Source organism: Providencia rettgeri, assembly GCF_023205015.1.
Classification (GTDB): domain Bacteria; phylum Pseudomonadota; class Gammaproteobacteria; order Enterobacterales; family Enterobacteriaceae; genus Providencia; species Providencia rettgeri_E.
This window is the reverse complement of record NZ_CP096258.1, coordinates 4,366,295-4,380,625: the sequence shown is the minus strand read 5'-3', so window position 1 is coordinate 4,380,625 and position 14,331 is coordinate 4,366,295. Positions and strand designations below refer to the sequence as shown.

13 protein-coding genes are annotated in these 14,331 nt (G+C 39.4%); 8 read left to right on the top strand and 5 right to left on the bottom strand.

Going from position 1 to position 14,331, the window contains the following annotated elements:
- Positions 1 to 16 precede the first annotated feature (16 nt).
- The 5 genes from waaO to mutM are packed head-to-tail and all read left to right on the top strand — an operon-like array spanning position 17 to position 5,271.
- Positions 17 to 1,027, top strand: coding sequence for a lipopolysaccharide 3-alpha-galactosyltransferase (waaO, locus tag M0M83_RS20135; RefSeq protein ID WP_248467274.1), 1,011 nt, complete (start codon positions 17 to 19; stop codon positions 1,025 to 1,027).
- A gap of 18 nt (positions 1,028 to 1,045) precedes the next feature.
- Positions 1,046 to 2,284: an O-antigen ligase RfaL gene (gene rfaL, locus M0M83_RS20130; RefSeq protein WP_125895043.1), complete on the top strand. Its 1,239-nt coding sequence runs from the start codon at positions 1,046 to 1,048 to the stop codon at positions 2,282 to 2,284.
- Complete coding sequence (locus tag M0M83_RS20125; RefSeq protein ID WP_248467273.1) at positions 2,277 to 3,293, top strand: glycosyltransferase family 8 protein; 1,017 nt, start codon at positions 2,277 to 2,279, stop codon at positions 3,291 to 3,293. Before rfaL ends, M0M83_RS20125 begins: the two co-directional genes overlap by 8 nt.
- Complete coding sequence (locus tag M0M83_RS20120; protein WP_248467272.1) at positions 3,265 to 4,440, top strand: glycosyltransferase; 1,176 nt, start codon at positions 3,265 to 3,267, stop codon at positions 4,438 to 4,440. The genes M0M83_RS20125 and M0M83_RS20120 overlap by 29 nt, the downstream gene beginning before the upstream one ends.
- A 21-nt stretch (positions 4,441 to 4,461) precedes the next feature.
- Complete coding sequence (gene mutM / locus M0M83_RS20115) at positions 4,462 to 5,271, top strand: bifunctional DNA-formamidopyrimidine glycosylase/DNA-(apurinic or apyrimidinic site) lyase (protein WP_248467271.1); 810 nt, start codon at positions 4,462 to 4,464, stop codon at positions 5,269 to 5,271.
- Between the two features lie 10 nt (positions 5,272 to 5,281).
- Here mutM and coaD read toward each other — a convergent pair whose 3' ends face one another.
- Complete coding sequence (gene coaD, locus M0M83_RS20110) at positions 5,282 to 5,767, bottom strand: pantetheine-phosphate adenylyltransferase (protein WP_125895040.1); 486 nt, start codon at positions 5,765 to 5,767, stop codon at positions 5,282 to 5,284.
- Positions 5,768 to 5,958: 191 nt separating this feature from the next.
- On the opposite strand from coaD, the gene waaA reads away from it, so the two are divergent.
- Positions 5,959 to 7,239, top strand: coding sequence for a lipid IV(A) 3-deoxy-D-manno-octulosonic acid transferase (gene waaA, locus M0M83_RS20105; RefSeq protein WP_125895038.1), 1,281 nt, complete (start codon positions 5,959 to 5,961; stop codon positions 7,237 to 7,239).
- Between the two features lie 199 nt (positions 7,240 to 7,438).
- A complete protein-coding gene (locus tag M0M83_RS20100) occupies positions 7,439 to 8,899 on the top strand; it encodes a glycosyltransferase family 39 protein (protein ID WP_248467270.1) in 1,461 nt (486 codons plus the stop codon).
- A 77-nt stretch (positions 8,900 to 8,976) separates the two neighbouring features.
- On the opposite strand, the gene yibB is transcribed toward M0M83_RS20100, so the two are convergent.
- The 4 genes from yibB to rfaD form a co-directional block, all read right to left on the bottom strand.
- Positions 8,977 to 9,837: a protein YibB gene (gene yibB, locus M0M83_RS20095; RefSeq protein WP_125895034.1), complete on the bottom strand. Its 861-nt coding sequence runs from the start codon at positions 9,835 to 9,837 to the stop codon at positions 8,977 to 8,979.
- A 94-nt stretch (positions 9,838 to 9,931) separates the two neighbouring features.
- On the bottom strand, positions 9,932 to 10,894 hold the full coding sequence (rfaC, locus tag M0M83_RS20090) for a lipopolysaccharide heptosyltransferase RfaC (RefSeq protein ID WP_248468474.1): 963 nt from the start codon (positions 10,892 to 10,894) through the stop codon (positions 9,932 to 9,934).
- The gene (rfaF, locus tag M0M83_RS20085; protein ID WP_248467269.1) at positions 10,894 to 11,940 is read right to left on the bottom strand and encodes an ADP-heptose--LPS heptosyltransferase RfaF; all 1,047 of its coding nucleotides are present in this window, start codon (positions 11,938 to 11,940) and stop codon (positions 10,894 to 10,896) included. The genes rfaC and rfaF overlap by 1 nt, the downstream gene beginning before the upstream one ends.
- Positions 11,941 to 11,963: 23 nt before the next feature.
- Positions 11,964 to 12,902 (bottom strand): ADP-glyceromanno-heptose 6-epimerase, encoded by a 939-nt coding sequence (gene rfaD, locus M0M83_RS20080; protein WP_213913767.1) that lies wholly within the window; start codon positions 12,900 to 12,902, stop codon positions 11,964 to 11,966.
- A 229-nt stretch (positions 12,903 to 13,131) separates the two neighbouring features.
- On the opposite strand from rfaD, the gene M0M83_RS20075 reads away from it, so the two are divergent.
- Positions 13,132 to 14,328, top strand: a complete 1,197-nt coding sequence (locus M0M83_RS20075; protein WP_248467268.1) for a glycine C-acetyltransferase — start codon at positions 13,132 to 13,134, stop codon at positions 14,326 to 14,328.
- Positions 14,329 to 14,331: the final 3 nt, after the last annotated feature.

Below are 14,331 nucleotides of genomic sequence, written 5' to 3'. Positions count from 1 at the left end.
GAGAAGAGAAATATAAATGTTCTTCAATAAAGAAAATGCGGTTACACAGCAAATTGATTTATCGTCATCTGATGCGATTGTTAATAATGACAGCTTACATATTTCCTATGGTATTGACCGTAATTTTTTATATGGTTGTGGGATCTCGATGGCTTCTTTATTAAAAACAAATCCTGATATCTCTTTTTCATTTCATGTATTTACTGATTACTTTGATGACCAGCAAAGTCAATTATTTAAACGGCTTGCCGAGCAATATAAGACGAGTATTAAAGTTTATTTAGTTGATTGTGAACAGCTTAAATCGCTTCCAAGTACCAAAAATTGGTCATATGCAACTTATTTTAGGTTTATTATTGCGGATTACTTTTCAAATCAGCTAGATAGAATGATCTATATGGATGCAGATATTATGTGCCAAGGGACGCTGCAACCATTGTTAAATATTCAATTTAAAGATAATGAAATCGCTGCTGTTGTGCCTGAAAGGGATCGCAATTGGTGGCAAAAAAGAGCAGATGCTTTAGGCGTCCCGGGTATTGCTTCGGGGTATTTTAATGCAGGGTTTTTAGTTTTAAATTTAGTGAATTGGTCAAAATTTGATATCTCAACGAAAGCAATGGATTTACTTTCCCAAGATACTGTGAAAGCAAAATTATCCTATTTAGACCAAGACATTTTAAATATGCTATTAACAGGGAAAGTTATTTACCTTGATAGCAAGTACAACACTCAATACAGCATCAATTATGAGCTGCAAAAAGGTAAAAAAGAAAACCCAATCACTCCTGAAACTGTATTGATTCATTATATCGGCCCAACTAAGCCTTGGCATGAGTGGGCTAATTACCCAACAGCTCAACCCTTTATTCATGCAAAAGAGGCATCACCTTGGAAGGATATTCCGTTACTGAAGGCTAAAAGCAGTAATCATTTGCGATATTGTGCGAAGCATATGTTTAACCAAGGAAAGGTTTTCTCTGGGATAAAAAATAATCTTCAGTATTTTTGGGTTAAACTAAGTTAAATAATAGTTGGGTAAGTTATGTCTTTTTTAGAAAGAAATGAAAGTATTCTCTCAAAGTATAACAAGGCTTTGGTACTAATCTTTGTTGCTCTTTTTTTTGTGGAAAATGTAACGAGATATAAGCATATTCTGTTTTATTTGATGATAGCTACCTCTTTGGTTTATCTATCTTTAGATACAAAAAAAGTGTTGGGAAGGTTAAATAATAAGCTATTGTATTTGGTTGGTGTTTTTTCTGTCTTTCTTTATATATCAGTAAGTTATTCAGACTTGCCAAGTGTATCGATTAAGACTCTTAACAATAAATTATTAAATTATGGAATACTAAGTTTATCTCTTTTATTGCCGATTCTTTTATATAGAGAAAGCCTAAAAGACATTTCAAAACTATTATTAACGAGTTTTACTGCCTCGTTAGCCTTAGTTTTACTTGTTGAGTTATACCGCTACTATATAGCTTATCAGCAGGGTATCTTACCATTTACTACCTATGATTTTAGGCATGTTTCGGATGCGTTAGTTTTTTTCTTTCCAATACTTCCTATTCTTTGGTATTTATTACCTAAATCTAAACTTATTTATTTTTATATTTTAAGTATTGTATTTCTGTTTGTTTTACTTGGAACACTAGCTCGGGGGGCATGGGTTGCAGTTGCAGTCACCGGATTATTATTTTTGTGTTTCAAGCGCCCTTGGAAACTAATTGGGGTTGTATTATGCCTTTCGGTAATTTCACTTGTTTCAATTAAACTAATTTATCCCGATACAAGTAAAAAACTGTTTTATAAGCTAGAGCAGACAGACAGTTCTTACCGTTATACTAATGGTACGCAAGGAACCGCTTTTGAGCTCATATTGGAAAATCCAGTTATCGGATATGGTTTTGGCGATAAAATCTATCATGAAAAGTATAATAGTGTTGTAAAAAATCACCCGGAATGGACATTTAAGCAGTCTATCGGGCCTCATAATATTTGGCTTTATATTTGGTTTGGTGCGGGTATTGGAGGGGTGGCGATATTTAGTGCGGTATTTTTGTCAATGTGTTATGCCTCAATGAAAGGGATAAAAAATAGGTCTGATGAACCGGAAATTTACTTTGCCTTCATTGCATTGCTGTTAAGTCTTATTGGCTTTTATCTGGTTCGTGGAATGTTTGAACAAGTGGACCTTAAACCCTTAGGTGTTCTTTTGGGGTTTTTAATCGCCATGATGGGGAATTGTTCAACCAAGCAGAAGAGAGTGTGCCATGAATAGCCTGATAACAAATAAATATCTGTTAAATGAGGGGGCTAATGCGAGTAATGCCTCATTACCATGTCTCGATGTTATTTATGGTTCGGATGAAAACTATCAGTTTGGTGCGGGTGTTTCAGCGGTCTCTTTACTTATTAATAATCCAAATACGTTCTTCAGATTTCATTACTTTTTAGATAAAGTCAGCCCTAGCTTTTTAGAGAAGTTGAAGGCTATTTCTCATCAGTTTTCAGCTGAATTTCATGTTTATGAGTTGGATAATCAATTATTAAAAACATTACCGGCTTCTGATGTTTGGTCCTCAGCGATGTACTTTCGGTTAGTTGCTTTAGATTATCTTTCGAAAGATTATGATGTTGCCTTATATTTAGATGCGGATGTTATCTGTAATGGTCAATTAGATTTGGCAGCCAATTTAATTGAAGACAAAGTTTGTGGTGTTATTGCCGATGACATCGGTGTAAGAACAAAAAGTGAAACGCGACTACACACACCACAGTTAGCTGAGACCTATTTTAACTCGGGTGTTATGTTTGTGAATTTAAAGAAGTGGCACGAAAAACGAGTTACTCAGCAATGTTTTGAGTTATTGTCTGCAGAAAATGCGAAACAACGGTTTAAATACCCTGATCAAGATGTACTAAACCTTATTTTAAGAAATGACCTGATACTGCTTAATAAAAAGTTTAATACAGTTTATACCTTAAAAAATGAGCTGTATGACCGAACACATCAAAAATACCAAACCATTATTACACCTGAAACGGTTTTAATTCATTACACTGGTGTGAGTAAGCCTTGGCACACATGGGCGAACTATCCTTCTTCTCAGCCTTTTTATAAAGCATTAGCACAATCACCTTGGACAAAGGATGATTTAAAACATGCCACTAAATTTGTTGAAAGGAAAAAAGAATATAAGCACCTATTAAAGCGAGGTGCGTATTTATCAGGTATTTTGTCAGGTATTTATTACTTGTTTGAAAAATATACAAAAAAAAGAAAATAATATGATGATTAATAAAATTGTCTTAACAGTTTCTCCTATATTTTCTATACCGCCTAAAAGTGCGGCAGCAATTGAATCGTGGATGTACAATGTCGCTAAACGATTAGACATTGAAAACCGAATCGTTTGTATACAAAATGATGGATATAGTGCTCACTCTGTTGTTAATGAGCATTGTGAAATTGAGCGCATTAAGTTTGGGAAAGTGTATACAAGGCTATTTAAGAAATGGACAAGATTAGACCCATATTCTTATGCAGATAGAATTGTCAAAATTAAACACCAATTTTCGCCAAATCCGAATGAAAGCGTTATTTTTGTTCACAATCATATTAAATCCTTCAAAAAAATAATTAAGAAAGAAGGGCATAATAACGTTGTATTACACATGCATAATTTGTACGAGCCTAAAGATGTTCCTGAAGACATAAAAATCATTGTACCAAGCCACTTTATGAAAAATTGGTACAGGGAACGTTTACCAAATGCGTTTATTGAAGTGGTGCGTAACGGGTTCGATGGTGAAATTTATGCTCAATCACCTGAGGTCAAGCGTGAGGATTTTGGGCTAACAGTAGAAGATAAAATAGTTTTATTCGCTGGCCGAATCGCTAGGGATAAAGGATTACTTGAATTAATGCAGGCGTGTGAGACTTTCTTTAAAGAAGACCCTCGTTATAAGCTTGTCATTGTTGGTGATCCAAATGCCGCATTAAAAGGTGAACTAGCGCAATATCAAGACGAAGTAAAAGATTATGCGAAAAATTTGGGTGAGCAATGTATTTTTTTAGGTGGTGTTCATCCTGAAAAAATTAGGCACTATTATTCTCTAGCGGATGTGATTGCAGTACCTTCCATCGCTCCAGAGCCATTTTGTATGGTCGCATTAGAAGCGATGGCTTCGGGTCGCCCTGTGATAGCAAGCCAGCGAGGGGCAATGGTGGAATTTATTTCCCATAATGAAACGGGGTTTATTTTCAGGGAGCCACTTTCGCCTTTGAGTATGGCAGAGGATATTACTAGCGCGTTAAATCACCCAAATAGTCGAGAAATAGCCTATCATGCTAAAAAACATGCTTATGATAATTTCACTTGGGAAATTGTCAAAGATGAGCTCATGAGGGTAATTGCGAAATGGTATCCCTAAGCGAGAAATGCGAGTTTATATATGCCAGAACTACCAGAAGTTGAAACCAGTCGCCGTGGGATAGAGCCACATTTAGTCGGAAATACAATCTCTTACGCCATTGTACGCAACAGTCGATTACGTTGGCCTGTTAGTGAACAAATTAAAAGCTTATCAGATGAAATAGTTCTGAGTGTGCAACGTCGCGCTAAGTATTTGCTGATTGAATTGCAAACAGGTTGGGTTATTGTTCATCTGGGCATGTCTGGTAGTGTGCGTATTTTGACCGAAGAATTGCCTGAGGAAAAACATGACCATGTAGATTTAGTCATGCGAGATGGTAAAGTACTACGCTATACAGACCCTCGTCGTTTTGGCGCATGGCTCTGGTGTGATGATTTAGAAAACAGTTCGGTACTTGCACACTTAGGCCCTGAGCCATTATCAGATGCCTTTAATCCCCAATATCTTTATGAATTAGCGCAAAAGAAAAAAGTGGCCGTTAAGCCGTGGTTAATGGACAACAAAGTGGTTGTTGGCGTCGGTAATATTTATGCCAATGAAGCATTATTTGCGACGAAAATATCACCTGAAAAAATCACTAATACATTAACATTGGCTGAAATTACAGAACTCGTGCAACAGATCAAAAAGGTGTTACAACGCTCCATTGAGCAAGGCGGCACGACACTAAAAGATTTCTTACAGTCGGATGGCAAGCCAGGGTATTTTGCCCAAGAGTTGTTTGTCTATGGAAAAAAAGGTGAACCCTGCTCAATGTGTGGTACGCCTATAGAAAGCATTAAACAGGGGCAACGTAGCACTTTCTTTTGTCCGCAGTGCCAAAAATAGCGAGCCTTTGCTATTTTTTATTGAGTTTCTTTAGCATTGCCTCAGCAACTATAGGCGGCAGAAAAGACGAAATATCACCATCGTGAAGGGCAACATCTTTGATTAAAGAAGAAGAAACAAAGGACAAACTTTGCGATGGCAATAAAAATACAGTTTCCAAGTCAGGAACAAAATGGCGGTTCATATTTGCTAATTGCCACTCATATTCGAAATCAGCCACAGAACGAACGCCACGAATAAGAATATTAGCGCCATTTTTTTGTGCAAAATTAGCCATCAATTCAGAAAACCCAACAACTTCAACATTATCCAGGTGAGAAGTGACTTCTTTAGCAAGGGCAACGCGCTCATCAAGGGAAAACATCGGGTTTTTTCGTTGGCTATTCGCAATAGCCAGCAAAACATGGTCAAACATTGCTGCTGCTCGGGTAACAATATCAACATGTCCTGATGTCACAGGGTCAAACGTACCAGGGTAAATAGCCTTATGTTTCATGGCGATAGTATCTCGTTATTTGCATTATCTATTCGAAAAAATAGCATGAATAAGCGCTAACATTATCGGCTATCTAGCATGGTTGCAACAGTAGATAAGATTTTACTGCTATTTTTAGGTGCATATTCTGCACACTTTTATCTGAGCTTTATGGTAAGATAGCGCCAATTTTGGTAAGTGAATCAGATCGAATGTTATTGCTGCGTTTATATCAGGTACTTCTTTATCTTATCCAACCATTTATATGGGTTCGCCTATTGCTGCGCAGCCGTAAAGCGCCTGCGTATCGTAAACGTTGGGGCGAACGTTATGGCTTTTGTGCAGGAAAAGTAAAACCTCAAGGCATTTTATTACATTCAGTTTCTGTCGGGGAAACCCTCGCAGCGGTTCCATTAGTCCGTGCACTTCGCCATCACTATCCGTCTTTGCCAATTACAGTAACAACAATGACGCCAACTGGCTCAGAGCGTGTTCTTTCTGCATTTGGTGATGATGTCGACCACGTCTATTTACCTTATGACCTCCCTGGTTCAATGCGCCGTTTCCTGAAACAAGTCGACCCAAAACTTGTGATCATTATGGAAACTGAGTTATGGCCAAACATGATTAATCAATTGCATAAACGTAAAATTCCATTGGTTATTGCGAATGCAAGGCTTTCTGAGCGCTCTGCTGCTGGGTATCAAAAGCTAGGTAGTTTTGTGAAACGTATGCTACGTAATGTCACGATGGTCGCAGCACAACATCAAGAAGATGGTGAACGCTTCGTTCAATTAGGGTTACGGCGGATGCAATTGAGTGTCACGGGGAGCTTGAAGTTTGACATCTCAGTGACGCCTGAATTAGCCGTAAGGGCGATAACGTTGCGTCGCCAATGGGCAGCACATCGTCCTGTCTGGATAGCGACCAGCACTCATGAGGGTGAAGAAGCCATTGTATTAGAAACTCATCAAAAGTTGTTATCCCGTTTTCCTGATTTGCTTTTAATTTTAGTTCCTCGCCATCCAGAACGCTTTGCTAAAGCAGAAGAACTGACCCAAAAAGCCGGCTTAACCTTTATTCGTCGCAGTGCGAATGCGATTCCTTCCGCAGATATCCAAGTGGTGATTGGTGATACCATGGGGGAATTGATGTTGTTATATGGAATTGCGGATATTGCCTTTGTTGGGGGAAGCTTGGTAGAAACTGGAGGACATAATCCGCTCGAAGCGGCAGCCCACGCTTTACCTGTATTAATGGGGCCGCACACATTTAATTTCAAAGATATTTGTGGAAAGCTGACTCAAGCAGATGGATTGATTACGGTGACAGATAGTGAATCGATGGTCCAAGCCGTGACGAGTTTACTTTCTGATGAGGATTACCGTTTATATTATGGTCGTCACGCCGCCGAGGTTCTTCATGAGAACCAAGGTGCTCTTCAAAGATTATTAAAACTATTGCAACCCTATTTGCCTCCGCGAGAGCAATAATGCCAAGTAATGTCTTTTTTTGAATATTAACTTGAACATTACAACAATAGATTGTGAATATTTTCTGGCACATCCTAGTATTGCATTTAAACTATAGTACACTGCCTCGTTTATTATAGAGTCATTCGATTTGGTTTATTACTATTAGGGTAGTATCCAAATGGAATGTTGGAACTTTTGCTTATCTTTTTAAGACTATATGCCAGCCATTAATCAATCAATTTCAAATAAATATGTTTATGTATGGGTCATAAGCTATGCCATAGCTTGGATCTTAGCGAGTTTTTATTTCGACCCAACCGTACCTTATGACACAGTAGAAGCGGTAAATTGGGGGATGAACGGGGAGTGGGGATCACCTAAAAACCCATGGTTTGTTGGCGTTATGATGTGGCCGGCAATTTATCTTGATATCTCCTATAGTTTTTATTGGTACTTTAGCCACTTTGCGGGTATCGCATTCGGTTTACTTGGTGTGTGGAAGTTGGCTTTTCGTTTAACTGGGCGCCGCGACCTCGCTTGGTTTGCAATGCTAATGTTGAATTTATCAGGTGTTATTAATTTCGATATCATTCCTTATAATGATAACTATATTTTAGTGACATTATGGCCTTGGGTTATTTATTTCTTTTTACGTGCTGTTGATGATAATCCTGCATGGTGGTTGCCGTTTGCTTTATTTTCAGCTCTTGCAACGATGGGGAAATATTCAACGTTAGCATTAGTTGGGTCTGTTTTCTTATTAACCCTATTTGTGAAACAGGTTCGCCAAAGCTATCGTCAACCTGTTTTTTACCTTGCGATCGCTTTGTGGTTTGCTTTGGTATTACCAAATCTCTTTTGGTTGATGGCAACGGACTTTTCGGCTTTCAAATGGGTGGACTCACAAATCGACCCTGGGTTTAATCTTCATACCACACAAGCAGCACTTAGCGTGTTTTATCCGTTAGTCATTACTGCGATTATTGTTTATTGCAGTGGTGGAAAGTTAGGATGGCCGAAAGCATTACCTAATCGCTTGGCTAACTTTATTCTTCTTTTTCCACTGGTGGTGATCTATGGCTGGTTCTCTTTCCACGATGGTGGTCGAATAACTGAATGGTTGCAGCCATTTATGGCTATTAGTGCGCCTTTATTTGTTGGCTCAATAACCGTGATGCCAAGAAAACCGTTTAAGAAGTCATTGGTTGGTTTTGCCATTTTTGGTGTTTTAGTGGTGGTTGGTTATATCACGGTTCAGGCTGCGAATATCCGTGGAGCAGGGCAAAAATTTATTGGTGTAAAAACCTTGATAGCAGATGGTGAGCAACGTTGGTATCAGCGTTATGGTACGCCAGTAAAATATGTTGGCGGAGAAGATAATCAATATCAATGGTTTATTATTTATGGTAAGGACAGGCCACATGTGATCCAGCCATGGTCAATGGAAAAACATATGCCGCCAAATGTGTACAACCGTGATATTACAGAAGCTGAAATTCGCCAACATGGGGCGTTATTGCTGGGCAAGAAATATGATGATTGCGCCCATGAAAACTTTGCTAAGGTTCGTAAGTTCTGGCCACAGTTTACGATAGAAAAAGAAGATGTGATTTATCGTTCTGAACCAGATGCAGAACTTGAAACTATGTGCTTTGGGTTTATTGCGCCAGAGAAATAAGAAATATCTTGTGAATTGCCCCCAATAATTGGACTGCCAATTACTTGGGGGCGTTGTAATAAACCAATAATATTTTGTTATTTAATTACTCTTAGTAAGATGGCTAGACGTGTTAAGTAATTAATTTTTGAGCCTTCATGAAATAATCTAAATACTTTAAACCATTCCATATGACCAAGATAATTTAATTTAAATAAACTAGGTTTTTGACTAGCACAAATTAAAAATACACCTTGGTCATCATCAATAACACCAGATTGTATTAATCTTTTTTGAGTTTGAAAAACAAGCGAATAAAATTCAATCCACTTTTCTTTAGTCGCAACAATAACACCACCAATTATGTAGGTTTCATTATTGATGACTTTATCCATTACAGCTGCTTCATTTTGTAAATCCAAATTTTCGTTAATGGAGAAAAGGTGAACTTTGCTACGGTCAAATGGGTGAGACCACCGAACTAATCCATATCGTGTCTTTTCTTTTCTGATGTAACCAAAATCGACCCATGCAATGAGCTCATCATTGGTTAGCCCTGACTTAATTGCTCTATGGATAAAATAAGGTTTTAAATTGTTAATCAATACATATTCAGCAGACCAATACTCAGGGTTCTGTAATTGTTCTGGTTTTATAAGGCTTTTAAATGAATGACTATTCTGAATAGAAGATATTTTTTTTATTATAAAATTAAATTTCTGGTTTAGGTTAATTGTAATGACATGAGTTGGTTTGCCTTTTCTAAGCTTAAGCACTTTCTCTTTTAAGTCTGGCGAAGTGAAAATAATGATTTTATTATCAAGTTTAGCTAATTGTTTAAAATGATTAAAATAGGTATCAGCCGTTCTTTCTAATCTATCGGAACGACCACTCTTAGCATTCCAATTTCCTCTACCGATGTCAAAAAATGCCGTTATGATTGTAATTGAATTATTCATTATAATTAATGTCTGGTATTGGGTAGACGAAAAAGGTTGCCTACGTAAATGATGTGGTAAAAGATTAAAAAGTTTGAGTAGCTAAGATACCTTTCTATAGAAAATGTTTCAACTGTTCATAAGTGTATGTAGCACTTATATCCTCGATATGGTTACTCGAAGATTTAATCGTATGCTGCCCTTGCCCATATCCCCCAATCAAGCCGGGGTCAGTGGGGCCAAACAGGGTAAAATTAGGTTTATCAAGTGCCGCGGTTAAATGGCTAAGTCCAGTATCGACAGAAACGACGGCTTTAGCATTAGCAATTTGTTGTGCGACTTCCGCTAAGGTAAGTTTAGGTAAAACCTCAACAAAATCAAAGCCTTTTGCTAATCGTTCTGCACGTTGTTGCTCATGAGGTGCTCCCCACGGTAGTTTGATTTTGATGCCACTTTCAGCCATCAGTCCAATGAGCTCTCGCCAATTTTCTTCAGGCCAGTGTTTATCATCACGGGTAGTTGAGTGCAGGAAAATGACATAAGGGCTTTGATGCTCTTCTTTTGACTGTAAAAAGTGGCGAGCAATTGCGTAATCGCCTTGCTGTGTTGGGCAGGTATAACCAAGGCTTTTGGCAAATAACTGGCGAATACGTTCAACGGCATGTTGTTGCTTACTGACAGCATAACAATGGTCATAAAAGAAGCTGGCTAATGGCTCGCGAATACTATGGCGATCATAGCCATGTTTATCGCCATGAGCTAAGCGGGTGACAAGAAAAGCGCTCTTTAATAACCCTTGCGCATCAATAATCGCGTCATAATGTGTTGCTTGTAATTTCTTGCGAAACTCTGCACGTTCGGCTCTGATCGGGGCAGAAAACCAATTTTTTCGCCAGCGGCGAATGGCCACAGGGATCACTTGGTTAACGGCACTGTGCCATGTTGGGATTTGCGCGAAGCCTTCCTCAACGACCCAATCGAATTGAATATCGGGTATAGCTTGTTGTGCATCGGTCAGTGCAGGTAATGAGTGTAAAACATCCCCCATTGAAGATGTTTTGACTAATAATACTCTCATCATTCAATACCTATATTTAACCGAGCTAATGCATCGATAACTAATTGGGGTTGGATATCAATCAAACTTTGGTGATAACCACTTTCACCATCCCCTTTACGCACTTTGTGATACCCGGTAATTAAGCGGATCACTTCTGCTTTATCTGATAATGGTGGGGTGAAATCAGGGCTACTTGGGCCATATAAAGCGACAAGCGGTTTACCGAGTGCTGCTGCGACATGCATCAAACCCGAATCATTACTGACAACGGCATGGCAGGCATCGATTAGATTAACGGCTTGTTCTAACGATGTTTTCCCTGAAAAATTATGGCAATGCGATTTAGCATCATCGGTCAGCTCTAAACGAATAGCTTCACCGGCTTCGTGGTCTTTTTGTGAACCAAATAGTAGCACCTGATAGCCTTTTTGGCTAATCAGTGTTTGAGCAAGAGAAGCGTAGTGGTAGTGAGGCCAGCGCTTGGCGGGGCCGAACTCTGCCCCTGGGCAAAAACCAATAATAGGGCGAGAACCATCAACCCCAAAGGTTTGCAGGGTTTCAGTGACTTCTTGCGGCACCGTAACTAGTTTAGGCGGTAAAATGGGTGTCGGAATATCGGAAGCTGATTGAATAGCTTGCTTATCATAAGCAAGCGCAACGTATCGTTGCACCATTAAAGGAAACGCTTCTTTATTCAATGGACGAATATCATTGAGTAGGCCATAGCGCATTTCGCCACGCCACCCCGTTCTTTTGGGGATCTTTGCAAAGAAGGGCACAAGTGCAGATTTTAATGAATTTGGTAACACAATAGCTTGGTTATAGCCATTTACCTGCAAACTTTTACCTAATCGACGACGTTCACCTATTTCCAGTGCGCCATGCCCGAGAGGCATAGGAATAGCTTCGCTAACTTCAGGCATTTTGGCGAGTAAAGGACGGCACCATTGTGGCGCCATCACATCAATCTGTGCATGGGGATGTAAAGCCTTGATCGTGCGATAAAGGCTTTGTGACATCATCATATCTCCTACCCATGAAGGGCCGATCACCAATATTTTCATAAATGATTTTTCAGAAATAAATGTTACGCGTCTTTATTGAGCAGGTGCATATATTCGGTGACACCTTCAGCAACTGTTTTAAATGGCGCAGTGTAGCCAGCAGCACGTAATTTAGTCAGGTCAGCTTGTGTGAAGCTTTGGTAGCGACCTTTTAATTTCTCAGGGAATTCAATGTATTCGATAGCCACATTTTTGTCTTTGTGGAATTCAGTGACTGCATCAGCAACAGCTTGGAAAGATTCCGCACGTCCTGTACCGCAGTTAAAAATACCTGAAACATTGTTTTCCCAGAACCATAAATTGACCGCAGCCACATCGCCCACATAAATAAAGTCACGGCGGAAAGTATCGCTACCTTCGAACAGTTTTGGGTTTTGCCCTTCATTAATTTGTTTATTTAAGTGATAAGCGACACTCGCCATGCTGCCTTTATGGTCTTCATTTGGCCCATAAACATTGAAATAGCGGAAACCACAAACTTGTGAATTGGCTTCTGGCAGGATCTCACGTACATATTGGTCAAATTGGAATTTTGAATAACCATAGACATTTAATGGTTTTTCGAACTGGCGTTCTTCAATAAAGTTATCGCTACGACCGCCATAAGTTGCGGCTGAAGATGCGTATAAGAATGGAATTTCGCGCTCTAAGCAGTAATGTAATAACTCTTTAGAAAACTGGTAGTTATTGTCCATCATATACTTGCCATCCCACTCTGTGGTTGATGAACAAGCGCCTTCGTGGAATACCGCGTCAACTTCACCGAAATCATCACCCGCGATGATACTCACAATGAAATCTTCTTTATCTGCGTAATCCGCAATATCAAGGTCAACAAGGTTGGCAAATTTAGTGCCATCTTTCAGGTTATCAACCACTAGGATATCTGTGCGGCCGATTGCATTTAGGGCTTTAATAATATTGCTGCCAATAAAACCAGCTCCACCAGTGACTATGATCATTGGGTATACCTCAAATGGGTTAAGAAAATAGGATCGTTATTGGTGACTATAATAACATCTCTTGGCGCAGACGGTAGCATTGATAGAAGAGAATTGAGCTGACACTTAAATGAGAACAAGGGAAATATCGTGATCTTGGCTACAAACTTGACTTATTTATGCTGTGAATATCGCCACACATAGAGACTATTATTAAACTCTATTAATAGTCTCTATACAGGAAAAAATCATGTCAGAAAGATTTTATCAGCAGATTCAAGAACAATTGCTACAAATTGAAGCCGATGGGTTATTTAAAAATGAACGCATTATTACGACTTCACAAGATGCTGACATTGAAATTGTAGGTGGCCAGCGGGTTATTAACTTCTGTGCAAATAATTACCTTGGTCTTGCTAACCATCCTGCACTCATCGAAGCCGCTAAACAAGGAATGGATAGCCATGGTTTTGGTATGGCATCGGTACGCTTTATTTGTGGAACGCAAGATAACCACAAAGTTTTAGAGCGCAAACTGGCGGATTTTCTGGGCATGGAAGATGCCATTCTCTATTCGTCCTGTTTTGATGCAAATGGCGGTCTGTTTGAAACCTTGTTAGGCGCGGAAGATGCCATTATTTCAGATGCATTAAATCATGCATCAATTATTGATGGGGTTCGCTTAAGCAAGGCAAAACGCTACCGTTACAGCAATAATAATATGGTGGAATTAAAAGCGCGCTTAGAAGAAGCTAAAGCCGCAGGGGCTCGCCATATTTTAATCGCAACAGATGGTGTGTTCTCGATGGATGGTGTGATCGCGGATTTGAAATCCATTTGTGACCTTGCGGACGAATACCAAGCGTTGGTGATGGTGGATGATTCACATGCTGTTGGTTTTGTTGGGGAAAATGGTCGAGGTAGCCATGAGTACTGCGATGTGATGGGCCGTATCGATATTATCACGGGGACATTGGGTAAAGCCTTGGGCGGTGCATCCGGTGGTTATACGGCGGCGAAAAAAGAGGTGGTTGAATGGCTGCGTCAGCGTTCTCGTCCTTATTTGTTTTCGAACTCACTCGCGCCTGCGATTGTTGCCGCATCTATCAAAGTGATTGATATGATGAAAGAAGGCCATTCATTACGTGAAAAATTATGGCGTAATGCTGTGTTATTTAGAGAAAAAATGACAGCGGCAGGTTTCACCCTCGCAGGTGCTGACCATGCCATCATCCCTGTCATGTTAGGTGATGCCAAACTAGCCCAAATTTTTGCAAAAGAGCTACTTGATGAAGGTATCTATGTCACGGGCTTTTTCTACCCTGTTGTGCCGCAAGGCCAGGCACGTATTCGTACTCAGATGTCCGCAGCACATAGTGAGGAGGATATTTTACACGCTGTTGAAGCATTCACCCGCATTGGTAGAAAACTAAAAATAATCAAATAAAAG

Excerpts from the sequence above, each read along its gene's own strand:
- waaO (WP_248467274.1), top strand. The coding sequence starts at position 17 with ATGTTCTTCAATAAAGAAAATGCGGTTACACAGCAAATTGATTTATCG.
- rfaL (WP_125895043.1), top strand. The coding sequence starts at position 1,046 with ATGTCTTTTTTAGAAAGAAATGAAAGTATTCTCTCAAAGTATAACAAG.
- M0M83_RS20125 (WP_248467273.1), top strand. The coding sequence starts at position 2,277 with ATGAATAGCCTGATAACAAATAAATATCTGTTAAATGAGGGGGCTAAT.
- mutM (WP_248467271.1), top strand. The coding sequence starts at position 4,462 with ATGCCAGAACTACCAGAAGTTGAAACCAGTCGCCGTGGGATAGAGCCA.
- coaD (WP_125895040.1), bottom strand. The coding sequence starts at position 5,767 with ATGAAACATAAGGCTATTTACCCTGGTACGTTTGACCCTGTGACATCA.
- waaA (WP_125895038.1), top strand. The coding sequence starts at position 5,959 with ATGTTATTGCTGCGTTTATATCAGGTACTTCTTTATCTTATCCAACCA.
- M0M83_RS20100 (WP_248467270.1), top strand. The coding sequence starts at position 7,439 with ATGCCAGCCATTAATCAATCAATTTCAAATAAATATGTTTATGTATGG.
- yibB (WP_125895034.1), bottom strand. The coding sequence starts at position 9,837 with ATGAATAATTCAATTACAATCATAACGGCATTTTTTGACATCGGTAGA.
- rfaC (WP_248468474.1), bottom strand. The coding sequence starts at position 10,894 with ATGAGAGTATTATTAGTCAAAACATCTTCAATGGGGGATGTTTTACAC.
- rfaF (WP_248467269.1), bottom strand. The coding sequence starts at position 11,940 with ATGAAAATATTGGTGATCGGCCCTTCATGGGTAGGAGATATGATGATG.
- rfaD (WP_213913767.1), bottom strand. The coding sequence starts at position 12,902 with ATGATCATAGTCACTGGTGGAGCTGGTTTTATTGGCAGCAATATTATT.
- M0M83_RS20075 (WP_248467268.1), top strand. The coding sequence starts at position 13,132 with ATGTCAGAAAGATTTTATCAGCAGATTCAAGAACAATTGCTACAAATT.